Genomic DNA, 22,775 nt, shown 5'->3' with positions numbered 1-22,775 from the left:
ATTATCTTTTCATGAAATCAGGACTGCCGAGTATCAGGCCGACCTGCAGGTTGGCAGGCGCGGCGCCGATCGTGCCGAGGCTGTGCGGCGTCAGCGCCGGCGCCAGGGTTTGCAGCAGTTGTTGCGGATCGATGGGGACGGCGGTATTCGGTGCGGCGGCTACCGGCGGCGATCCGGGCGCTGATCCTGGCACAAGCGGCGGCGGATCGCTGCGGGCGATCGGCGATTTGCCGTTGCTGAGGCCGTTGACGAAATTGATGCGGCGGAGCAGGGCGTCAGGGTTGAGCCAGGCTTCTTCCGAAAATTTGTAGCCCTCCGGCGTCAGCCAGCCGTACAGCGGCTGGCCCAGCTGGTTGAGCACGCCGTCGATCGGCCTGACATTGAGCACCGGCGTCGCGGTTGCGCGCAGCGACGACACCACGTATTGATAGGGCGTCTTGAACTGGGCCTGGTAATTGCCGCGGTCCCAGAATTCGGGGCTATCGAACAAGGCATGGAGCACCGCCTTGATGTCGCCGTTGCTGCTCAGGAAGCGGCGCGCCAGCTTTTCCGTCAGTGCCGGTTCAGGTTTGTCGGAAACGAAATACTGGACCAGCTTGGCGGCCACGAAGTGGGCGGTGGCCGGATGGCGGGCCAGGATATCGAGCGCCTGTTCGCCTTCCTGGTAGCCGCTGCCCTTGATGGCCTGGCCGAGGAAAACCTTGTCGCCGGCATCGTGGCGGCGCGGGTTGAAGCTGAAAGCCGGCTGGCCATCCTTCATGCCTTTTTCATCGATGGTCCAGCCGCTGAGGATGCGCGCCAGGGAAATCACGTCGGCCTGGGTATAGCCGCTGTCGACGCCCATGGTGTGCAGTTCCAGCAGCTCGCGGCCGTAATTTTCGTTGAGTCCTTTGAAGCGGCCTTTGGCTTCTGGCGTGTTGACACCGCTGCTGAGCCAGTTGTCGAGGTAATACAGCATGGCCGGATGATGGGCCACCGCGCCCAGCAGCTGGCGGAAATTGCCGAGCGCGTTGGGCCGCAGCACGTCTTTTTCATATTCGCCGTTCCAGTAGCGCACCCATTCCTTGCCCTCGAAGACGTTGAAATGGTTGAACCAGAATTCGGTCATCACTTCCTGCAGCTGGCGCGGGCTTTCGGTGGCCAGCCACAGCCGGGAAAAATGGGTCTGCGGTGTGATGTCCTTGTTGGCGCGCTGGCGCGCCATGTTCTTTTCTTCGGGAGTGGCGGTATTGGGAGGGAAGGAGGGCGGACCGTACTGCTGGTAGAGCTGGGTTGCGCTTAGTTGATAAGTCGTCAAGGAGGACAGCTTGCCTGCCAGCTCGGGCGGCAGCGGCAGGCTGTCGGGATTGAGCTGCTGCTCGATGTAGCGCTTGACGCCGAGGCGCCTGACGGCGTCGACGTCGCCTGGGCGCGGACCATAGGCCAGCCGGTTCAGCACATGCAGCGCTTTTTCCGAATCGTTCAGGGGCGGCTGGGCGGTCTGGGCATTGGCATCGAGCGCGGCCAGCGAACCCAGCAGCAATGCGGTCGACAGGTAACGAGGAAGGGTCGGCATGTTCCACCTTATGCAGTTTTTCGGCTTACACCCCCGATTAACGCGCCGCCAGCGGCATGCGCATACAAGGCCGGTGTAACAGATTGTAAGGCGGCAACATTGGCCGGGAATCCGCTTCCGGCGTTAGACGACTTTGCCCGGATTCATCAGGTTCAGGGGATCCAGCGCCTGTTTGATGGTTTTCATCAGCGCAATTTCCACCGGGGATTTATAGCGCAGGATTTCCTCGCGCTTGAGGGTGCCCAGCCCGTGCTCGGCCGAGATCGAACCCTGCATGCGGTCGACGCTGTCGTGCACGACGCGGTTGATGTCGGCCTGCCGTTCTATGAACTGTTCGGCAGAGGAGCCGGCCGGCGGCGAGACGTTGTAGTGCAGGTTGCCGTCGCCCAGGTGGCCGAAGGTGACATTGCGGCAACCGGGAAAATGCTGTTGCAGCAAGGCGTCGGTGACGGTGATGAATTCGGCGATGCGGGAAATCGGCAGCGAGATGTCGTGCTTGATGTTCTTGCCTTCCATGGCTTGCGCCGAGGAGATGCTTTCGCGCAGCTGCCACAGGGCGCGCGACTGGGCGCTTGAGCTGGCCAGCACCGCATCCTGGCAGATGTCCTGTTCCAGCGCATCGCCGATGACGGCTTCCAGCAAAACGCTGGCATGGTCCGCGGATTCGCTGTCGGACAGTTCCAGCAGCACATAGTGGGGATGGCGCTGGCTAAAAGGGAACTGCAGTTGCGGGAAGTGCTTGGCGACCAGCTGCAGGCACAGGTCGGACATCAGTTCGAAGCCGGTCAGGGTGGCGCCGCAGCGGCCTTGCGCCATGCTCAGCAGGCGCAGCGCGGCAGCCGGCGTCTGCACTGCGGCCAGCGCGGTGAGCTGGGCTTTGGGTTGCGGGAATAGCTTCAGCACGGCGGCGGTAATGATGCCCAGCGTACCTTCGGCGCCGATGAACAGGTCGCGCAAATCGTAGCCGGTATTGTCTTTGCGCAGGCCGCGCAGTCCGTGCAGGATGTCGCCCTGGGCGGTCACGACTTCCAGCCCGAGGCAGAGTTCGCGCGTGTTGCCGTAGCGGAGCACCGCGGTGCCGCCAGCGTTGGTCGACAGGTTGCCGCCGATGGTGCAGCTGCCTTCGGCCGCCAGCGACAGCGGAAACAGGCTTCGTTCGGCGGCGGCGGCTTCCTGGATGTGCTGCAGGATGCAGCCGGCTTCGACGGTGATGGTGTGGTTGACGGCATCGACCGCGCGGATGCGGTTCAGGCGCTTGAGCGACAGCACGATGGCCTGGCCGCTCTGGTCGGGCACGCTGCCCAGCACCAGGCCGGTGTTGCCGCCCTGAGGCACGATGGGAACCTGGAATTGCGCACAGAGTTTCACGATGGCCGCTACTTCCGCAGTGTCGGCCGGCTTGACAACAGCCAACGCCGCGCCGGTAAAGCGCTGGCGCTGGTCGGTCAGGTAACCGGCTTTATCGGCTTCATCGGTAAGCACATGGGCAGCGCCGATAGCGCTACGGCAAGCATCGAGGAATTCAGTATTTTTCATGTCCAGGTTTCGACAAAAATAGTTAAATGGGGTCAGAGTTTTTTTTCGCGTCCTTTGCGAAAATTACTCTGACCCCATTTAACGGCCCACGGAGTACATACCGTCGCATTGTCGGATGCTACTGCGACGCCTTCTTGATAGCCTGCTTAGCCACTTCCTTAGCCGCCTTTTTATAAGGCCGCAGATAAAGGATGGTGCAAAAGAAAAAGATGACGCTGAGCGCGACTTCGATCCAGCCCAGCCTGCTGGACAGGAAACTGCTGTCGCTGGTGGCGCGCACGATGCCTTCCGTGAAATAGAGCAGGATCAGCATGGACGCCCACTGCATCGTATACACGTCGCGCTTGAGCACGCCGCGCAACGGGAACAGCAGCGGCAGCACTTTCAGCACCATCCAGGAGCCGCCCGGGCGCAGCGGCGCCAGCGCCAGTTCCCAGGCCAGGCCCAGCGCGATCAGGCCGAGCAGGCTGCCGACCGCGCCGAAATAGAAGAAGCGCGGCTGGCGCGCCGCATGCGGCAGCGGATGGGTCGATACGCCCGGTTTCAGTTTGGTGGTCATCATGTCCCCGCGATGTCGAGTCTTGTTTTTAACTTCAAGGCGGTTTCCGCCAGCCGCCGGCCCTGGGCGATCGCCAAGGTGCGGCTCTCGGCCGAAATCGGATGCGTGCCGTTCATGCCGGACCAGTGGCTGGCGCCATACGGCGTGCCGCCGCTGGCGGTTGTCATCAGTTCCGGCAGCGTGTAGGGTAAGCCCATCACCAGCATGCCATGGTGTAATAAAGGCGTCATCATCGACATCAGGGTCGATTCCTGGCCGCCGTGCAGGCTGCCGGTAGACGTGAATACGCAAGCCGGCTTGCCGGCCAGGGTGCCGGCCAGCCAGTCGGTGCTGGTGCCGTCCCAGAAATATTTCATGGCTGCGGCCATGTTGCCGAAGCGGGTCGGCGATCCCAGCGCCAGGCCGGAGCATTCCTGCAGGTCGGCCAGTTCGACGTAAGGCGCCCCTTCGGCCGGGATATCCGGCGCGCTGGCTTCGGTCACGGTCGATACTGCCGGCACCGTGCGCAAGCGCGCTTCGCAGCCGGCGACGGAGTCGATGCCCTGGCTGATCAGTTCGGCCAGCTTGCGCGTCGAACCATGGCGCGAGTAGTACAGGACCAGGAGTGGTGTGTTAACAGTAATATTGGATGAGCTCATTTTGGTATTATAGGGCGCTTTAGCGTGGGTTCATGGTGCAAAACGCGCCTTTAATCGCCCGCTCCGGAAGGCAAAATCAGGGAAAGCATGAAGTCATTGAAATTTTCCAGGCTGCGCGGCCTGTCCTGGCCGCAATTGCGCGATCTGTTTCGTTTTGCGGCGCGCCGCCTGGATGAAGAACGCTTGCCGCAAGTGGCCGGCAGCCTGACCTTCACCACCATCCTGGCGCTGGTGCCGATGCTGACTATCGCCTTGGCGATTTTTACCGTATTCCCGCTGTTCAGCACCTTCCGCGCTTCGCTGGAACACTACTTTGTGCAAAACCTGATGCCCAGGGGCGTCGCCAACGTCATCCTCGATTACCTCAACCAGTTCGCCACCAAGTCGGCGCGCCTGTCGGCGGTGGGCGGGGTGGCGTTGATCGTCACTTCGGTGCTGACGATGTCGACGGTGGACCATGTGTTCAACCGCATCTGGCGCGTCAAGAAGCAGCGGCCGTGGATCCATCGGGTGCTGGTGTACTGGGCCATCATTACGCTGGGACCTTTGCTGATCGGCATCTCGATCACCGTCACTTCTTATTTGTCGGACGCAGCCAACGGCCTGGTGGTGAGCTGGGCCGGCAGATGGTTCTATACGCTGCTGTCGGTTGCGCTGACTACCGGCGCCTTCACCCTGCTGTACGTGGCGGTGCCGAACCAGCGGGTGGATTGGCGCGACGCCGTCTGGGGCGGCCTGCTGGCGGGCATCGTGTTTGAAATCGCCAAACGCTTTTTTGCCGCCTACGTGATCAAGTTCCCGACCTACACCATGGTCTACGGCGCGCTGGCGGCCTTGCCGATTTTCCTGCTGTGGATCTACATGCTGTGGATGATCACGCTGGTCGGCGCCTTGCTGGTGGCGGCGTTGCCGGTGGTGAAGTACGAGCGCTGGTGGCATGTGCCGGCTCCGGGCAGCGCTTTTGTCGATGCGATGGCGGTGTTGGGTGTGCTGCACCAGGCCAGGACCGGGGCCAGTTCGGCGGCGGTGGATGCGGACCAGATACGGCGCGCAACCAGGCTCGGTTTTGACGAATCGGAAAGCTTGTTGCAACAAATGCAGGAGATCGGCTGGGTCGGTTCGGTGCAGGCCGACAAGCTGGTCAGGACACAGTGGGGGCGCAAAGCGCGCATCAGCGTCGACGGCTGGATTTTGCTGGCCAATCCGGAACGGCTGAAACTGAGCGATATCTATCGCCTGTTCGTGTGCAACCTGGTGGCGGGCAAGGTGGCCGACGAGGCGCTGGCGTGGCAGGTGGAAGCGGCTATTGAGCGCGGCCTGGAACAGACGCTGGCAGCGTATTTTGCCGAAGGACTAGTACATCCGGAACTTGAGGTCGCCGCCGCGCAATAATCCCGGCGTCCAGAAATAGCTGACGTGCACCGTGCCGTTGTAGGTCGGCCTTGTATAGTTCATCAGGAACAATGGCCGTTTTGCCGCGGCGGCGGGTGCGTCCTGCCCCGGTTCCTTCTGCGTCAGCGCGGCATCCCTTGTGTGCATGAATTTCCCGTTTCCTGACAGACAGTTGCCATCATGTCTAAATGTAAAGTAGACGTTATTCTAAGGGACAAACGGTTCACATTGCCGTGAACCGTTTTTTACATAGTTGATTAAAAAGAAACCTGGCCGGTCAGCATCTGCCAGCACATGACCCAGTCGCCGAGCAGGGAATAAAGCGGCTGCCTGAAGGTGGCGGGGCGGTTTTTCTCGAACGCGAAATGGCCGATCCAGGCAAAACCGTAGCCGCACACCAGCGCCACCGGCAGCCAGTACAGGGAACCGGTCAGCACCAGCGCGACCAGCGCCAGCAAGGCCAGGGTCGAGCCGACGAAGTGCAGTTGGCGGCAGGTGCGGTTGCTGTGCTGGCTCAGGTAGCTCGGATAGAACTCGGCGAAGGTCTCGTATTTCTTTTCAAGCACGGTAGGCATGGCGTCTCCTTGCTGTTTCTGTCCTTTAAGCTTAATCCCCGATAGCGGCAGGCGCAACCGCCGTGGAGCGCAGCGCTTCAGTTGCAAACTTGTACAAATGGTCCAGCACCGCATCCGGCTGCTCCGCCATCAAGGCGTGGCCGCTGGCCTCGACCTGCACCACCTTGGCGTGCTTGATCGCGGCAACCAGGCCGGCAGCCGCCTTGGCCGGCGTCATGATGTCGCGCTGGCCGAGCAGGAACAGGGTGGGGCAAGCCACCGCCTGCGCCGCCTGTTCGCCGTTTGCATAGCTGTTGCAGGCGGCGAAGTCGGTATAGAACACGGTCGGCTTGCTGTCCGACTGCCGCGCGATGCGCTGCATCAGGCGCTGGCTGGCGCCTTGCACGTAGAAGCCCGGGCCCGGCGCCGAAGGTTTGGGCGAGATGGTCGAATGCGACCAGATGTTCACCATGTCGATCGCGCTCTGCTGTGCATTGTTGGCGGCATCGAGCAGCGCATCCGCGACTTTCATCGGATAGGCGGTGCCGACCAGCGCAATGCCGGCGATACGCGTCGAACCGGCGGCGCGGCCGGCGTTCTCCAGCGCGACCAGCGAACCCATGCTATGGCCGATCAGGATGGCTTTGGTGACGCCCGCAGCATCTAGCAAACTATCCAGCCAGGCCGACAATTCCTCGATGCTGGCCAAGGCGGGCCCCTGGCTGCGGCCGTGTCCCGGCAAGTCCGGCGCCAGCACGCCGAAACCGTGGTGGGCGAAGTAGCGGGTTTGCAGGATCCAGACCGAGTGGTCGTTCTGGCCGCCGTGGATGAATACCGCGGTCGGCAGTTCCGGGTTGAAGGTTTTGCCGCCGGTATAACAATAGCTGTCGTAATTGGCGCCCTGTGTTTTCAGCAGCATCTCATTTCCCCTTGCGCTCGGCGCGCTGCGACATCTTGAGGCCGTAAGCCAGGTCTTCGATCAGGTCTTCCACGTTCTCCAGACCGACTGACAGCCGCAGCGTGCCTTCGGTGATGCCGGAGGCGGCCAGCTGTTCGCTCGGCACCCGGAAATGGGTGGTCGAGGCCGGATGGATGACCAGCGACTTGGCGTCGCCGACATTGGCCAGGTGGGAAAATATCTTGAGCGATTCCACCATGCGCTGGCCGGCGGCGCGGTCGCCCTTGAGGTTGAACGAGAATACGGCGCCGCAGCCTTTGGGCAGCAGCGTCTTGCTCAATGCGTGGCCCGGATGCGAAGGCAATTCAGGATATGCCACCGATTCGACCGCGGCATGCGCCGCCAGGAATTCGACCACCTTGCGGGTGTTGGCGACATGCTTTTCCATGCGCAGCGCCAGCGTCTCTATCCCTTGCAGGATGGCGAAAGCATTGTGCGGACTCATCACCGCGCCGAAATCGCGCAATCCTTCGCGCCGCGCGCGCAAGGAAAACGGCGCCACCGTCGATTCTTCGGAAAACACCATGCCGTGGAAACCCTCGTACGGTTCGCACAATTCGCCGAAGCGGCCGGTTTTATCATATGCCTGCTGCCAGTCGAAAGTGCCACCGTCCACCAGCAGGCCGCCGACCGCGGTGCCGTGGCCGCACAGGAATTTGGTGGCGGAATGGAACACCAGGTCGGCGCCGTGCTCGAAAGGTTTCAGCAGGTACGGCGTGGTAAACGTGGCGTCGACCATCAGCGGCAGGTAGTGTTCGTGGGCCAGGGCCGAGATGCGCGGGATGTCCAGCACGTCCAGCCCTGGATTGCCGAGGGTTTCGCCGAACAGGGCTTTGGTGTTGGGCCGGATTGCGGCGCGCCAGGCGTCGAGGTCGCTCGGGTCGACGAAGGTGGTTTCGATGCCGAAGCGCTTCATGGTGTACGACAGCAGGTTGTGCGAACCGCCGTACAGCGCGCGCGACGCCACGATATGCGAACCGGCGCCGGCGATGGTGGCCAGCCCCAGGTGCATGGCAGCCTGGCCGCTGGCGACGGCAATCCCGGCGACGCCGCCTTCCAGCGCGGCGATGCGTTCTTCCAGCACCGCGTTGGTGGGATTGGAAATGCGCGAATACACATGGCCGGCGCGCTCCATGTTGAACAGCGAGGCGGCGTGGTCGGAATCCTTGAAGACAAACGCGGAGGTCAGGTAAATCGGCGTGGCGCGTGCGCCGGTGGCGGGGTCGGGTACGCTGCCGGCATGCAGCGACAAGGTGTCGAAGCCGGGATAATGGGGAATGCTCATGGTGCTGGCTGTCTCCTTTGATTCTTGAAATATGAGAACTCACTCTATTCATGCTGCGCTGCGCGGTAGATTTTTGGCTCCGCTTAAGCTACATTCTGGATACAAGCGACGCAAGAGATGAGATATAGGCAAGCATAACCCAAGCAAAGGCAGGATGGCCCCATGAAAGTTTCTGAAATCCTCAAAGTCAAAGGCAATATTCTTTACACCGTGACGCCGGAAACGCCGTTGATCGAGGCTGTCAACACGATGGCGGAAAAAGATATCGGTTCGCTGGTGGTGATGGAATTCGGGACGCTGGTGGGGATGCTGACCTTCCGCGAAGTGATGAATGCGATCCACCAGAACGGCGGCGCGGTCGGCAGCAACACGGTGCGCAAGCACATGGACGACAGCCCGATCACCGTCACGCCGGATACCGAAGTCAACGAGGTGCGCCGCATCATGCTGGAGCGCCACGCGCGTTACGTGCCGATCATGGATGCCCGCACCTTGCTGGGCGTGATGTCGTTCTACGACGTGGCGAAGGCGGTGCTGGACGCCCAGGGTTTTGAAAACAAGATGCTGAAAGCGTATATCCGCGACTGGCCTTCCACCACCGACGAATAGGCTTTGTTATTGTTTGTTAAGAACCGTTTGCGGCAAAATGATGCCGCAAACGGTTTTTTTTGTGTAAGCTGCCCGAAAAATATTAGAACAATAATCACTTGCCATAACACGGACCCATCTCGTTAGCTTACCTATGTCCAAATCCAGTCAATTCTCCCTGCTGCGCCAGCGCCGCTTCGCTCCTTTCTTCTGGACCCAGTTTTTCGGCGCGTTCAACGACAACGTGTTCAAGACCGCCTTGCTGACGATCCTGACCTACGAAGCGCTGAGCTGGACCAGCATGAACGTCAGCCTGCTCAACAACCTGATCCCGGGCCTGTTCATCCTGCCGTTCGTGGTGTTTTCGGCGACCGCCGGCCAGCTCGCCGACAAGTTCGAAAAATCGCGCCTGGCGCGCTACGTCAAGGTGCTGGAAATCATCATCATGGCGGTCGCCGCCGCCGGCTGGATGACGCATACCTTGTGGCTGCTGATCCTGGCGGTGGTCGGCATGGGCATCCATTCGACCATCTTCGGACCGGTCAAGTACGCCTACCTGCCGCAGCAGCTGCGCCAGGACGAACTGGTCGGCGGCAACGGCATCATCGAAATGGGAACCTTCGTCGGCATCCTGCTGGGCGAAGTGCTGGGCGCGGTGCTGGTGGTGCACAAGCCGTGGGGCATCGAACTGGTGGCGGGCGGCACGGTGGCGATCGCGGTTGTCGGCTGGCTGTTCAGCCGCGGCATCCCGCTGACGCCGGCCGCAGAGCCCGCGCTGAAGATCAACTGGAACCCGATCACCGAAACCGTGCGCAACCTGGGCTTTTCCCGCAAGAACCGGCCGGTGTTCCTGGCCATGCTGGCCAATTCCTGGTTCTGGTTCTACGGCGCCATCATGCTGGCGCAGTTTCCACTGTACGCGAAAAACTACCTGCATGGCGACCATAGCGTTTTTGTGCTGCTGCTGACGGTGTTCTCGCTCGGCGTCGGCGCCGGTTCGCTGCTGTGCGAACGCTTGTCGGGCCACAAGGTGGAAATCGGCCTGGTGCCGTTTGGCGCGATCGGCCTGTCGGTGTTCGGCCTCGACCTGTTCCTGGCCAGCATCGGCTATGCCAACACCACGGCGGTCGACATGGCCGGTTTCGTGCAGCAGCACGGCAGCTGGCGCATCCTGTTCGATTGCGTGATGATCGGCTTGTTCGGCGGCCTGTATATCGTGCCGCTGTTCGCGGTGATCCAGACCCGCTGCGACCGCCGGCACCTGTCGCGCACCATTGCCGGCATGAATATCATGAACGCCTTGTTCATGGTGGTGGCGGCGCTGGTGGCGATGGTGCTGCTGCAATCCGGCTTCACCATCCCGCAGATTTTCCTGGTGACGGCGATCCTGAATGCGCTGGTGGCGCTGTACATCTTCACCGTGGTGCCGGAATACCTGGTGCGTTTCGCGGCCTGGATACTGATCCACACCATCCACCGCGTGCATACCGTCAACCGCGACCGCATCCCGGACGAGGGCGCCGCGGTGCTGGTCTGCAACCACGTCAGCTACGTCGATGCGATCGTGATCATGGCCGCCAGCCCGCGGCCAATCCGCTTCGTCATGGATCACCGGATTTTCAAGATCCCGCTGCTGGCCTGGCTGTTCAAGACCGCCAAGGCGATCCCGATTGCGCCGGCCAAGGAGAATCCGCAGCTGATGGAGCGCGCCTTCGACCAGATCGCAGCGGCGCTGGAAGACGGCGACCTGGTCTGCATTTTCCCCGAGGGCAAGCTGACCAGCACCGGCGAAATGAACGAATTCCGCGGCGGCATCAGTAAAATCGTCGAACGCACGCCGGTGCCGGTGATCCCGATGGCCCTGAGCGGCTTGTGGGGCAGCATGTGGACCCGGAGTGCGGGCAATCCTTTCCAGCGCTCGTTCAAGCGCGGTCCGCTGTCGGCCTTGCAGCTGGCGGTCGGCGATGTGGTCGCGCCGGAGCAGGCCACCCCGGAATATCTGCAGCAGCAGGTCCAGACTCTGCGCGGCGCCTGGCTGTAAGTCCGGCAGCCGCGGCTGCGGACCTGGTCACAGACGCTTGATGAAAGGACCGAGAATGACAAGACACTCACTGGAGGATGCCGCCATGGCTCGCCGTAATTTCCTGGCCCAGGGCAGCAGGCTGCTGACCGGCGGCCTGCTGCTAAGCGCCATGCCGATGGGTTCGGCGCTGGCGGCGACGGCTGGTCCCGTGCCGTTGATCATCGACACCGACCCCGGCGCCGACGACGTGATCGCCTTGCTGCTGGCCTTGTCGGCCCGCGACAAGCTGGACGTGCGGGCGCTGACCACGGTCGCCGGCAACGTGCAGCTGAACACCACCTCGCGCAATGCGCGCATGGTGCGCGAATGGGCCAACCGGCCGGATGTGCCGGTGTATGCCGGCTGCGACCGCCCGATGCTGAGGACGCCGATCTATGCCGCCGAAGTGCATGGCGCGGAAGGCGTCACCGGCGTCAAGGTGTTCGAGCCGAAACAGCCGCTGGCCAAAGGCAATGCGGTGCAATACCTGATCGATACGCTGCTGGCTGCGAAACCGCAAAGCATGACGATCGTGACGCTCGGGCCGCAAACCAACCTGGCCATGGCGCTGAACGAAAATCCCGGGATCAGGCAGGGCGTCAAGGAAATCGTGATGATGGGCGGCGCCCATTTCAACGGCGGCAATATCACGCCGGCGGCGGAATTCAACGTGTTCGCCGATCCGCACGCCAGCGACGTGGTGTTCAAGAGCGGCTTGCCGATCACCGTGATCCCGCTGGACGTGACGCACAAGATGCTGACCAGCCCGGAGCGCATAGACCGCCTGCGCAAGATCGGCAACCAGGCCGGCAAGATCGCCGCCGACATCCTCGACGCCTATGTCGAGCACGATATCAAGCAGTACGGCTTGCCGGGCGGCCCGGTGCATGACGCCACCACCATCGGCTACCTGCTGCGGCCGGAGCTGTTCAAGGGCCGGATGGCCAATGTCGAGGTCGATACCCGGGAAGGGCTGACGTTCGGCGCCACCGTGGTCGACTACTACCGTTCGACCAAGCGCCCCGAGAACGCACGCTGGATCACGGAAGGCGACACCCAGGGTTTTTTCGACCTGCTGACGCTGCAGCTGGCGAAACTGCCCTGACCAGGTGATATTGAAAAGGCAATGATTTTGCCAGCCGGGTAGCCCCTGAGGGGCGGCGCTGGTAAAATCATGTCTTTCAGCCTCCTTTTATCTGGATCATCATGCCCGGCAATACCTTCGGCAGTCTGTTTAGCGTCACCAATTTCGGCGAATCCCACGGCCCGGCCATCGGCTGCGTGGTGGATGGCTGCCCGCCGGGCCTGGAGCTGTCCGAAGCCGATATCCAGCCTGACCTGGACCGTCGCAAGCCCGGCACTTCGCGCCACGTGACGCAGCGCCAGGAGCCGGACACGGTAGAGATCCTGTCCGGCGTCTACGAAGGCAAGACCACCGGCACTCCGATCATGCTGCTGATCCGCAACCAGGACCAGCGCAGCAAGGATTACGGCAATATCGTCGATACCTTCCGTCCCGGCCACGCCGACTTCACCTACTGGCAGAAATACGGCATCCGCGATCCGCGCGGCGGCGGCCGGTCATCGGCGCGCCTGACGGCGCCCATGGTCGGCGCCGCGGCCATCGCCAAAAAATGGCTGCTGCAGCAGTATGGGACTACCTTCAAGGGCTGCATGAGCCAGCTGGGTGAAATCCCGGTGGTTTTCGAGTCCTGGGACCATGTCCCCAACAACCCGTTTTTTGCTGCCAACATCAGCCAGATCGCCGAACTTGAGGCGTACATGGACGCCTTGCGCAAGGACGGCGATTCCTGCGGCGCGCGCATCGATATCGTCGCTTCCAAGGTGCCGGTCGGCCTGGGCGAGCCTTTGTACGACAAGCTGGACGCCGAAATCGGCTACGCCATGATGGGCATCAACGCTGTCAAGGGCGTGGAAATCGGCGCCGGCTTTGCCTCGGTGGCGCAACGGGGATCGCAGCACGGCGATGAAATCACCCGCCACGGCTTCCTGACCAACAACGCCGGCGGCATCCTGGGCGGCATTTCCAGCGGCCAGGACATCACCGTGTCGATCGCCATCAAGCCGACCTCCAGCATCCGCACCCCGCGCCAGTCGATCGACAAGCAGGGCAATCCGGCCACGGTCGAAACCTTCGGCCGCCACGATCCTTGCGTCGGCATCCGCGCCACGCCCATCGCCGAGGCGATGCTGGCCCTGGTGCTGATGGACCATGCCTTGCGCCACCGCGCCCAGTGCGGCGACGTACAGGTCGCGCCGCTGGTCGATTCCAGGTAATCCGGCAGCGCGCCGCCCGGTTCCGGCGGCGCCTTTTGTTCCTTCCTTTACTGCGATCCTGTGGCAGATTTTGCCGGCGGGATGGCTATTCTTGCGCGGCTGGCGTAGATTTAAGTTACGCTAACAACCTGTCGGACTTAGGATGATCGGCGCTAGCGTGCCAAAACGGAACCAGACCGCGGAGAGGGGACATCATGATCGATACAATATCTAGCGCTGCGCTTGCCGGCGGCTTGTCCTGGGCCAGCGGCCTCCGCCTGTACATGGCGCTGTTCATCGCCGGCTGGTTCGGCCGCATGGGCTGGATCGATCTGCCGCAGGCGCTGCAGGTGCTGGAATCGCCATGGGTGATCGGCGTGACCGGCCTGCTGGGCGCCATCGAGTTCCTGGTCGACAAGATTCCCGGCCTCGATTCGGTCTGGGACGCGGTCCACACCTTCATCCGGATTCCGGCCGGCGCCATCCTGGCGGTGGCCGCCATGGGCCACATGGACCCGGCCTGGACCACGATAGCGGCGCTGATCGGCGGCACGTTTGCACTGGGCGCCCATGCCACCAAGGCCGGCAGCCGGGCCATGATCAACACCACGCCCGAACCGCTGAGCAACTGGACCGCCTCGTTTGCTGAAGACGCGACCGTGATGGGCGGCTTGTGGGCAGCGTTTTTCCATCCCTGGCTGCTGTTTGCCTTCCTGTTCCTGTTTTTCCTGTTTGCGATCTGGCTGCTGCCTAAATTGTGGCGCGGCTTACGCTGGGTATTCCAAAGGCTCGCCACATGATTTTTTTGCAGTCCCTACGCATGACCCGCCGCGACTGGCGCGCGGGTGAATTACGTTTCTTGCTGATAGCACTGATCGTGGCCGTCGCCTCCTTGTCGGCAGTCGGTTTTTTTGTAGACAGGATGCGCGCCGGCCTGAGCCGCGATGCGCACCAGCTGCTGGGCGCCGACCTGCTGATATCCGGCGACCAGCGCATCAGCCCCGGCTGGCGCAGCGAGGCGCAACGGCGCCGGCTGACCCTGGCCGACACGGTGGTATTCCCCAGCATGGCCATCGCCGGCGAGGGCGACAGCGCCCGGTCGCAGCTGGCTTCGCTCAAAGCCGTCAGCGCCGGCTACCCGCTGCGCGGCAGCCTGGTGGTCGCCGACAAGCTGGGCGGGACCGATACGGTTACCCGGCAGGTTCCCGCCGCAGGCACGGTATGGCTGGACGCCAACATGCTGAGCGCGCTCAACCTGGCGGTGGGCGATCCGCTCAAGCTGGGCGATCGTACATTCAAGATAGCCAAGGTCCTGGTGGTCGAACCCGACCGCGGCAGCGGCTTCATCAATTTTGCGCCGCGCGTGATGCTGTCCATGGCTGACCTGGCTTCCACCAACCTGGTGCAGGACGGTTCGCGCGTGACCTACCGCTTGCTGCTGGCCGGCGCGCCGCAGCAGGTGCAGGATTTCCAGCAATGGGTGGAAAGCGACATCAGCCGCGAAAACCTCAAGGGCGTGCGCATCGAAGGCCTGGAAAACGGCCGTCCTGAAATGCGCGCGACGCTCGACCGCGGCCAGCAGTTCCTGTCGCTGGTCGGTTTGCTGTCGGCCCTGCTGGCGGCGGTAGCGGTGGCGATGGCGGCGCGCCGCTTCATGCTGCGCCACCTGGACGCTTGCGCCATGCTGCGCTGCCTCGGTTTGACGCAGAACCAGGTGACGCAGCTGTATTTGCTGGAATTCCTGCTGGTCGGCCTGGCCGGCAGCCTGGTCGGCGTCGCGCTGGGTTTCGGCGCGCATTTCATGCTGCTGGATTTGCTGGGCAAGTTTGTCGCCAGCGACTTGCCGCCCGCCAGCGTGTTGCCTGCGGTGCAGGGCCTGGTCACCGGCTTGCTGCTGCTGGTCGGATTTGCCTTGCCGCCTATCCTGCAACTGCGCAACGTGCCGCACAACCGCGTGATCCGGCGCGAACAGGATGCGCCGCAAGCGCTGGTGCTGGCGACTTACCTGCTCGGCACGCTGACATTTGTCGGCTTGCTGCTGTGGCAGGCAGGCGATATCAAACTGGGCCTGTTGACGGCGCTCGGATTCTTGGGCGGTTTCGGCTTGTTCGCCTTGCTCGGCTGGCTGGCGTTGAAAGGTTCGCGCCATGTGCGTAGCCTGTCGCGTCATCCGAGCTGGCGCTTTGCGCTGACCGCGCTGCAGCGGCGGCCGGTGGCCACGGTGGTCCAGATCGTCGCCTTGTCGCTGGGGCTGATGGCCTTGCTGCTGCTGACGGTGATCCGCGGCGACCTGGTCGGCGCCTGGCGCCAGGCCACGCCGGCAGACGCGCCCAACCGCTTTGTGATCAATATCCAGGACGACCAGCGCGCCGATATCACGCAACGCCTGCAAGCGGCCGGCATCGCCCAGCCGCAGCTGTTCCCGATGATCCGCGGCCGCCTGACCCAGGTCAACGACAAGCCGATCACCGCCGACACCTATCCCGACGACCGCGCCAAGCGGCTGGTCGACCGCGAGTTCAACCTGTCCACCATGGACCAGGTGCCGGCGCAGAACACGGTGACCGCCGGCCGCTGGTTCGACGATAGCCGGCCCGAGGCATCGGTGGAAGAGGGCCTGGCCAAGACCTTGAACCTGAAGCTGGGCGACAAGCTGCAGTTCGACATCGCCGGCCAGCTGGTGACCGCGCCGGTTACCAGCCTGCGCAAGCTGGAATGGGGCTCGATGCGCGTGAACTTCTTTGTCATCCTCAATCCCAAGCTGATGACCGAGATGCCGCAAACCTGGATCACCGCTTTCAATCTGCCGGATGCCCGCATCAATTTCGGCAACCAGCTGACGCGCGATTTTCCCAACCTGACGGTGGTCGATATCGGCAGCGTGATCAAGCAGATCCAGGGCGTGATCGACCAGGTGGTGGTGGCGGTGGAATTCCTTTTCCTGTTTACCCTGCTGTCCGGCGCGCTGGTGCTGTACGCGGCCCTGGTCGGCTCGCAAGACGAGCGCACCCGCGAAGCCGGCCTGCTGCGCGCGCTGGGCGCTACCCGCAAGCAGCTGTCGCAATCGCAATGGATCGAGTTCGCCCTGATCGGCAGCCTGGCGGGCTTCCTGGCGGCCAGCGGCGCAGCGGCAACCGGCTGGGCGCTGGCGCACTACGTATTCAGCTTTACCTGGACCTTCAGTCCGCTGGTGTGGCTGGCGGGGATGGCGATCGGCGCCGCCTGCACGTTTGCCGGCGGCTGGGTCGGCCTGCGCCATGTATTGAACCAGCCGCCCCTGCAAACCTTGCGTGAAGCCTGATGCCCCGCGCGGCGGGGGCACTGAGTTACGTCAATTAGAGGATAATGTCGGCTTACGCTAACACTATCTCCCCATGACTACAGAACACACTACGTCCGCCGGCGAGCCGGCGGACCAGGAACAAGCCAGCCTCTACGACATGATAGGCGGCGCCGGCAAGCTGCGCGAGCTGGTAGACCGCTTCTACGACCTGATGGACCTGGAGCCGCAGTTCGCCGTGATCCGGGCCCTGCATCCGACCACGCTCGACGGTTCGCGCGACAAGTTCTACTGGTTCCTGAGCGGCTGGAGCGGCGGCCCCGACCTGTACATAGAACGCTTCGGCCATCCGCGCCTGCGCGCCCGCCACCTGCCATATGCGATCGCGACGCCGGAGCGCGACCAGTGGCTGCGCTGCATGGCGCTGGCGATGCAGGATGTCGGCATGGAGGAAAGGCTGCAGGAACATTTGCTGACCTCCTTCTTCCAGACTGCCGACTGGATGCGCAACAAGGCAGATAATCAGGCCCAGAGTCAAGCCGAAAGTCAGCCGTGATTTCACCGCAATCCATTTTTAGCTTATCGAAGAATACATGACATCAACCGAACTGCTCATCCTGCTCGCCGCCGCCGTCATCATCGTGCTGCAGATCGTCGCCATCCTGCGCAGCTCGCGCGGCGCCGATCCCGTGCAACAGCTGGCGCAGCTGCAAAACGACCTGCAGCGCCACCAACAAGATATCGGCGAACGCCAGCAGCGCGAACTGCGCAGCGAGGTGCAGACCAGCGCCCAGGGCATGCGACAGGAACTGGGCAGCAATTTCGGCCAGCTGCAGCAGACGCTGGCGGCGCAGATGACCAGCGTCGCCACTCTGCAAAACAACCAGATCGATACCTTTGCCCAGCAGCTGGTCAAGCTCAACGAAACCAACGCCCAGCAGCTCGACAGCATGCGGCTGGCGATGAACCAGCAGGCGCAGACCAATCGCGAGGAACAGGCGCAGTCGCTGAAGCGTTTCGGCGACACGCTGAACCAGACGCTGGCGGCGCTGACCGAATCGAATGCGCAGCGCATGGCGGAAGTGCGTGCCACGCTGGAAGCCAAGATCAAGGACCTGCAGAACGACAATGGCTTGCGGCTCGAAGAAATGCGCAAGACCGTCGATGAAAAACTGCACGCGACGCTGGAGCAGCGCCTGGGCGAATCGTTCAAGATCGTGTCCGACCGCCTGGAAAAAGTGCATCAAGGCCTGGGCGAGATGCAGCAGCTGGCGATCGGCGTCGGCGATCTCAAGCGGGTGCTGACCAACGTCAAGACGCGCGGCACCTGGGGTGAAGTGCAGCTGGAAATGCTGTTGGAACAGGTGCTGACGCCGGAGCAATACGCGAAGAACGTGGAAACCGTTCCCGGCAGCGGCGAACGGGTCGAGTTCGCCATCAAGCTGCCCGGCAACGACGACGGCGGCACGCCGGTGTGGATGCCGATCGACGCCAAGTTCCCAAAGGAACAATACGAGCGCCTGGCCGACGCTGCCGACCGCGCCGATGCCGAAGGCGTGGCGCAAGCCTCGCGCGAGCTGGAGCGGGCGGTGCGCGGCGAAGCCAAGACCATCGCCGAGAAATACCTGTCGCCGCCGCTGACCACCGATTTCGCCATCCTGTTCCTGCCGACCGAAGGCTTGTACGCCGAGGTCATGCGCCGTCCCGGCCTGGCCGACGAATTGCAGCGCGTGCACCGGATCAGCATCGCTGGCCCGTCGACCTTGTCGGCTTTGCTGAACAGCCTGCAGATGGGATTCAGGACACTGGCGCTGGAGAAGCGCTCGTCGGAAGTATGGCAAGTGCTGGGTGCGGTCAAGACCGAGTTCGGCAAGTTCGGCGACGTCCTGGCCGCCACCAAGCTGACCTTGGAACGGGCGGCCAAGAACATCGACCAGGCCGAAGTGCGCAGCCGCCAGATGGCGCGCAAGCTGAAATCGGTGGAAGCCTTGCCGAGCGACGCCGCGCAGCTGCTGCTGGGCAAGGACCCGGAACTGGCGCCGGACGACGAAAGCTGAAACAACATCGCCGGCGTCGATCTGTTGCCGGCCCGGTTGCGGGAGACGTCAAGCCGGCATCGCAAACGGCGGTTTGCCGCTTTGCCGGATCACCTCGACATCAATCCCCAGGCAAGCCTTGACCACATGTGGCGTCATGGTCAGCGCCGGCGTGTCTTGCACCAGCAAGGCGCCGTCCGCCAGCCAGGCCAGCTGGTCGGCATAACGCGCAGCCAGGTTGGGATCATGCATGATCGCCAGCACGCCGAGATTCCATTCTTTCGCCAATTGCCGCAGGGTGCCAAGCAAATGGTGCTGGTGCGCCAGGTCCAGCGCTGCGGTCGGTTCGTCCAGCAACAGGTAGCGCGGGCTGGGCGGCATACCTTCGTCGCCATGTTGCGGCCGCAACTGCGCCAGCACCCGGGCGAACTGTACCCGCGCCAGTTCGCCGCCCGAGAGCGTGGTGACGTCGCGCTCCGCCAGCGCCGCGGCGCCGGCCAAAGCCAGTGCTTCCATCGCGATCAGACGATCGCCGAGGCTGTTGCCGCCGCCATGCGGATAGCGGCCCAGCAGGGCGATTTCCATGGCTGTGAACGGAAACGAAAACTGCACGCTTTGCGGCAGCACTGCGCGGGCAGTCGCCAGTTGCTGCGGCGTCATGCGCGCCAGCGGCACGCCGTCGAGCGCGATATCACCGGTCAGCAGGGCGTCGCTGTTTTGCAGCTTGCCGTGGAATTCGCCCGACATGGCTTTCAGCAAAGTGCTTTTGCCGGCGCCGTTACGGCCCAGCAGGGCGACGATTTCGCCCGGCCGGATATGCAGGCTGAGGTTGCGCAGGATGGTTTTGCTGCCGCGTCGCAGGGACAGGTCGCTGGCGATTAACATGATCGGATTCCAGGCAGGTTGGTTGTCATAAGCCGAGTTGTCCGCGCCGGCGCCATAGCAGCACCATGAAGAACGGCCCGCCCAGCAATGCGGTAAGGATTCCCAGCGGCATTTCGGCCGGCGCCGCCACGGTGCGTGCGATCAGGTCGGCAACCAGGGTCAGGATGGCGCCGAACAGCAAGGCGCCAGGCAGCACTACGCGCTGGTCGGGGCCGCAAACCAGGCGGATGCAGTGCGGCGCTACCAGGCCGATGAAGCCGATGGCGCCGGTGCAGGCCACCAGTGCGCCGACGCACAAGGCGCTGGCGATCAGCACCTGGCGCTTGATGGCTTGCACCGGCACGCCGAGGTGCATGGCTTCGGCTTCCCCCAGCAGCATGGCGTTGAGCGCCGCCGAATGGCGCGCCAGGGCGGCGATGCTGAACACGACTACCGGCGTCGCCACAGCCAGCAAGGACCACTGCGCGCCGGCCAGGCTGCCCAGGTTCCAGAAGGTGAGCGTGCGCAGCTGGTCGTCGCTGGCGACGTAGATCAGCAAGCCGATGGCGGCGCCGACGATGGCGTTGATGGCGATCCCTGCCAGCAGCAGCAAGGGCAGCGCCAGGCGGCCGCGGGCAGCAGCGATGCGATACACCAGCATGGCCACCGCCAGGGCGCCGATGAAGGCCGCCAGCATGGGGGCATAGATGCCGACCATGCGCAATGCGTTGGGCCACAGCGTGGCGCCCAATACGATGGTCAGCGCAGCGCCGAGCGCGGCGCCGCTGGAAACGCCGATCAGGCCGGGATCGGCCAGCGGATTGCGGAACAAGGCTTGCATGGCGCTGCCGGCGGCGCCGAAACCGCAGCCGACCAGGATCGCCAGCAGCACCCGCGGCAGGCGGATATCGAGCAGCACCGCGCGCGTTTGCGCATCGGCCATGCCCAGCTCTCCCGGCTGGAGGCCCTGCCACAGCAGCAGCGGGATGCGCCATGGATCGATCTGGTAAGCGCCGAGCGCCGCGCACAGCAGCGTAGTCACGGCCAGCAGCAGCGACAAGCCGGCCAGCACCGTGCGCTGCCGGCCTTTGCGCGGCAATTCAGGCACGCGGACAACCGGGGTGGAGCCCGGCAAGGCAGGGGGAAAGGAAGTTGACATCGCGGCAGTGATCAAGGTTCAGGCATGCAGCTGGGCTGTCAGCCGGGTCAGCGCTTGCGGCAGGCGCGGGCCGAAGCCCAGCAGCAACAGCGAATCCATGTCGGCCACCACGCGCCGGTTTTTCGCGGCCGACGTCAGCGACAGGCCCGGGCTGGCAAGCAGGCGCTCGATGCCGCCTATCGCCACCAGGCTTTCGCTGGCAATCATCAGGATGTCGGGAGCGCTGCTGACCGCACTTTCCGCGGTCAACGGCTTGTAGCCTTTGAAGCCGTTGCCATCCGAAGTGGCGTTGATCGCGCCGGCATAGCGGATCATGGCGTCGGCGGCGGTATCCCGGCCGGCCACCATGGCTTGGGTGCCGCTATTGCTGAGGATGAACAGCACACGCGGCGCCTTGGTTTGCTTTTGGACCGATGCCAGCGCGGTCTCCCATTCACTGTCGAAACGCTGCAGCAGCGCCTTGCCGCGCGCTGGCAGGTTCAGCGCGGACGCCACTCCTGTGATTTTTTCGCGCACGGTATTTACGTCGTGCCGTTCGCCCAGGCGGATCACGCGCACGCCGGCAGCGGCAATCTGCTGCAGCGTAGCCGGCGGGCCGGCGTCGGCCGAGGCCAGCAGCAGGTCGGGATGCAGCGACAGCACGCCTTCGGCCGACAGCGCACGTTGGTAACCCATCTTGGGCAGCACCTGCGCCGCGGCGGGATAGGTGCTGGTGGTGTCGGCGCCGATCAGCACTGCGCCGGCATCCAGTGCATACACCACTTCGGTCAGCGCGCCGCCGGCCACCGCCACCCGGCGCGGCTGCCTGGCGGATTCCGCCTGGGCTGCCGCCAGGCCGGGCAGAGCGCTCAGCAGCAAGCCGGCTGCGCCGCCGCCCAGCAGCAGGCGCCGTTGCATATCGATAAGCGGCTTCACGCGTGAGCCTCCGCCATGCTTGCCGCCAGCGGCAGGGACAGGGCTGCGCTGCGCCAGGCAGCCAGTTCCGGCTGGCCCGGCTTGCGTACGCCGAACAGCATGGCGATGGTGTTGCCTTCATGGTCGAACAGTTCGAGCGAGGTGACTTCGCCGTCGCTGGTCGGTTTGCTGACCACCCAGCTGGATACGATCAGGTCTTCCCGCAAATGCAGGTTGAAGCCGGGATCGAGAATATTCAGCCAGGGCCCCATGACCTTAACATTGCTGACTGCCCCGGAATGGATCTGGATCATGCCGCGGTTGCCGACAAAAACCATGATGGGCAAGGCGCCGGCGGCCGCCTGTTCCAGGATGGCGCGGGTGGCGCTGTTGTCAACCTGGCGCACGAATTGCGGCGGCGCCAGCCGCAACGCCTGGGTCCGGCTGAGGCCGAAATCGCGCAGCAGGCCGAAGAACTGGTGGGTGTCGGTCATGCCTTTCCAGGCCGCGCGGAAGCCGTCGCCATCGATCTCGGCATCGGGTTTGTCGATGGCGGCGGGCGGCACCGGTTCGACTGCCATGCCAGGCAGCTGTTCGGGATCGGACCAGCGCGCCACCAGGGCGTCGAAGGCATCGTGATTGCTGTGCTCACGCAAGAACACCTTGTGCACCGCTTCGCCATGCAGGTCGTAGAACTGCAGGCTTTTTTGCCAGGTCTTTTCGGCGCCGCGCGCTACTTTTTCAATCACGGCGCAGGCGAAGCGCCATTGCTTGTAGAAAATCCGCAAGTCGATGGCTTCGCCCAGCGCCAGGCCGACTTGCCCGTTGTGGCTCATCTTTTCGTAGACGCCGTCTTTTTCGTGCACAGCGCTGTCGTTGCGGGTCAGCGCCATGACCGGCCCCAGCAGCGGCACTTCTTCAAGCAGCTCGATAAACTGAGGCCGCAGCCGGATGGCTTCGGCGCCGACGCAGGCGGCGATGGCTTCGCCTTCGGAGACGCCGATCGCTGCGGCTGCATCGCGATTACGCAGTTTTTTTTCGCGTTTGGCGTTCAAGAAATCCGTGCGCAATTGCTGCGGGTCGTGTTGCGGGTCATATTGCTGATGATGGCTGGTGGCAGACATGGTTTTCTCCTGGT

General features: G+C 63.4%; 20 protein-coding genes and 1 pseudogene. 9 read left to right on the top strand and 12 right to left on the bottom strand.

What is annotated here, in order from left to right; translation table 11 throughout:
* Window position 1: 1 nt before the first annotated feature.
* The 4 genes from V8G57_RS16830 to wrbA form a co-directional block, all read right to left on the bottom strand.
* Entirely contained in the window at window positions 2–1,555 is a 1,554-nt protein-coding gene (locus tag V8G57_RS16830; protein ID WP_342830337.1) for a DUF1800 domain-containing protein, read from the bottom strand.
* 123 nt (window positions 1,556–1,678) lie between these two features.
* Window positions 1,679–3,091, bottom strand: a complete 1,413-nt coding sequence (locus V8G57_RS16825; RefSeq protein ID WP_342830336.1) for an FAD-binding oxidoreductase — start codon at window positions 3,089–3,091, stop codon at window positions 1,679–1,681.
* Between the two features lie 118 nt (window positions 3,092–3,209).
* Window positions 3,210–3,653 (bottom strand): DUF2069 domain-containing protein, encoded by a 444-nt coding sequence (locus V8G57_RS16820; RefSeq protein WP_342830335.1) that lies wholly within the window; start codon window positions 3,651–3,653, stop codon window positions 3,210–3,212.
* Window positions 3,650–4,288 (bottom strand): NAD(P)H:quinone oxidoreductase, encoded by a 639-nt coding sequence (gene wrbA, locus V8G57_RS16815; RefSeq protein ID WP_342830334.1) that lies wholly within the window; start codon window positions 4,286–4,288, stop codon window positions 3,650–3,652. Before wrbA ends, V8G57_RS16820 begins: the two co-directional genes overlap by 4 nt.
* A gap of 87 nt (window positions 4,289–4,375) precedes the next feature.
* Here wrbA and V8G57_RS16810 point away from each other — a divergent pair, with 87 nt between their 5' ends.
* Entirely contained in the window at window positions 4,376–5,680 is a 1,305-nt protein-coding gene (locus V8G57_RS16810) for a YihY family inner membrane protein (RefSeq protein WP_092392843.1), read from the top strand.
* Here the strand turns inward: V8G57_RS16810 and V8G57_RS16805 are convergent.
* The 4 genes from V8G57_RS16805 to V8G57_RS16790 all read right to left on the bottom strand — a co-directional run bounded on the left by V8G57_RS16805 (window position 5,642) and on the right by V8G57_RS16790 (window position 8,477).
* Window positions 5,642–5,827, bottom strand: a complete 186-nt coding sequence (locus V8G57_RS16805; protein ID WP_342830332.1) for a hypothetical protein — start codon at window positions 5,825–5,827, stop codon at window positions 5,642–5,644. The two genes, V8G57_RS16810 and V8G57_RS16805, sit on opposite strands and share 39 nt — an antisense overlap.
* 110 nt (window positions 5,828–5,937) lie before the next feature.
* Window positions 5,938–6,255 carry an Mpo1-like protein gene (locus V8G57_RS16800; protein WP_342830331.1) on the bottom strand — a complete coding sequence of 106 codons (318 nt, stop codon included), beginning with the start codon at window positions 6,253–6,255 and terminating at the stop codon, window positions 5,938–5,940.
* A gap of 31 nt (window positions 6,256–6,286) precedes the next feature.
* On the bottom strand, window positions 6,287–7,153 hold the full coding sequence (locus tag V8G57_RS16795; RefSeq protein WP_342830330.1) for an alpha/beta fold hydrolase: 867 nt from the start codon (window positions 7,151–7,153) through the stop codon (window positions 6,287–6,289).
* A 1-nt stretch (window position 7,154) separates the two neighbouring features.
* Complete coding sequence (locus V8G57_RS16790) at window positions 7,155–8,477, bottom strand: O-acetylhomoserine aminocarboxypropyltransferase (RefSeq protein ID WP_092392851.1); 1,323 nt, start codon at window positions 8,475–8,477, stop codon at window positions 7,155–7,157.
* A 162-nt stretch (window positions 8,478–8,639) separates the two neighbouring features.
* On the opposite strand from V8G57_RS16790, the gene V8G57_RS16785 reads away from it, so the two are divergent.
* The 8 genes from V8G57_RS16785 (at window position 8,640) to V8G57_RS16750 (ending at window position 18,741) form a co-directional block, all read left to right on the top strand.
* Window positions 8,640–9,086, top strand: a complete 447-nt coding sequence (locus V8G57_RS16785) for a CBS domain-containing protein (protein ID WP_092392853.1) — start codon at window positions 8,640–8,642, stop codon at window positions 9,084–9,086.
* A gap of 133 nt (window positions 9,087–9,219) precedes the next feature.
* Entirely contained in the window at window positions 9,220–11,106 is a 1,887-nt protein-coding gene (locus V8G57_RS16780; protein WP_342830329.1) for an MFS transporter, read from the top strand.
* A 55-nt stretch (window positions 11,107–11,161) separates the two neighbouring features.
* Window positions 11,162–12,232 carry a nucleoside hydrolase gene (locus V8G57_RS16775; protein WP_342830328.1) on the top strand — a complete coding sequence of 357 codons (1,071 nt, stop codon included), beginning with the start codon at window positions 11,162–11,164 and terminating at the stop codon, window positions 12,230–12,232.
* Window positions 12,233–12,333: 101 nt separating this feature from the next.
* Complete coding sequence (gene aroC / locus V8G57_RS16770) at window positions 12,334–13,425, top strand: chorismate synthase (protein WP_342830327.1); 1,092 nt, start codon at window positions 12,334–12,336, stop codon at window positions 13,423–13,425.
* 194 nt (window positions 13,426–13,619) lie between these two features.
* Window positions 13,620–14,204 carry a DUF4126 domain-containing protein gene (locus tag V8G57_RS16765; RefSeq protein WP_342830326.1) on the top strand — a complete coding sequence of 195 codons (585 nt, stop codon included), beginning with the start codon at window positions 13,620–13,622 and terminating at the stop codon, window positions 14,202–14,204.
* A complete protein-coding gene (locus tag V8G57_RS16760; protein ID WP_342830369.1) occupies window positions 14,204–16,705 on the top strand; it encodes an ABC transporter permease in 2,502 nt (833 codons plus the stop codon). Before V8G57_RS16765 ends, V8G57_RS16760 begins: the two co-directional genes overlap by 1 nt.
* 139 nt (window positions 16,706–16,844) lie before the next feature.
* Window positions 16,845–17,240 carry a group II truncated hemoglobin gene (locus V8G57_RS16755; protein WP_425458295.1) on the top strand — a complete coding sequence of 132 codons (396 nt, stop codon included), beginning with the start codon at window positions 16,845–16,847 and terminating at the stop codon, window positions 17,238–17,240.
* Window positions 17,241–17,277: 37 nt separating this feature from the next.
* Complete coding sequence (locus tag V8G57_RS16750; RefSeq protein ID WP_342830324.1) at window positions 17,278–18,741, top strand: DNA recombination protein RmuC; 1,464 nt, start codon at window positions 17,278–17,280, stop codon at window positions 18,739–18,741.
* Between the two features lie 48 nt (window positions 18,742–18,789).
* Here V8G57_RS16750 and V8G57_RS16745 read toward each other — a convergent pair.
* From V8G57_RS16745 to V8G57_RS16730, 4 genes and pseudogenes are all read right to left on the bottom strand, one after another.
* Window positions 18,790–19,545, bottom strand: a pseudogene (locus V8G57_RS16745) (ATP-binding cassette domain-containing protein); the annotation flags it as partial.
* A gap of 85 nt (window positions 19,546–19,630) precedes the next feature.
* A complete protein-coding gene (locus V8G57_RS16740) occupies window positions 19,631–20,758 on the bottom strand; it encodes a FecCD family ABC transporter permease (protein ID WP_425458294.1) in 1,128 nt (375 codons plus the stop codon).
* A gap of 3 nt (window positions 20,759–20,761) precedes the next feature.
* Entirely contained in the window at window positions 20,762–21,640 is an 879-nt protein-coding gene (locus V8G57_RS16735) for a heme/hemin ABC transporter substrate-binding protein (protein ID WP_342830368.1), read from the bottom strand.
* A 14-nt stretch (window positions 21,641–21,654) separates the two neighbouring features.
* Window positions 21,655–22,761 (bottom strand): hemin-degrading factor, encoded by a 1,107-nt coding sequence (locus tag V8G57_RS16730; RefSeq protein ID WP_342830321.1) that lies wholly within the window; start codon window positions 22,759–22,761, stop codon window positions 21,655–21,657.
* Between the last annotated feature and the right edge of the window lie 14 nt (window positions 22,762–22,775).

It is taken from the genome of Collimonas rhizosphaerae (assembly GCF_038896935.1).
GTDB lineage: Bacteria > Pseudomonadota > Gammaproteobacteria > Burkholderiales > Burkholderiaceae_D > Collimonas > Collimonas rhizosphaerae.
Note: the sequence above shows the minus strand (reverse complement) of the source record. Positions and strands in the feature narration are given on the sequence as shown.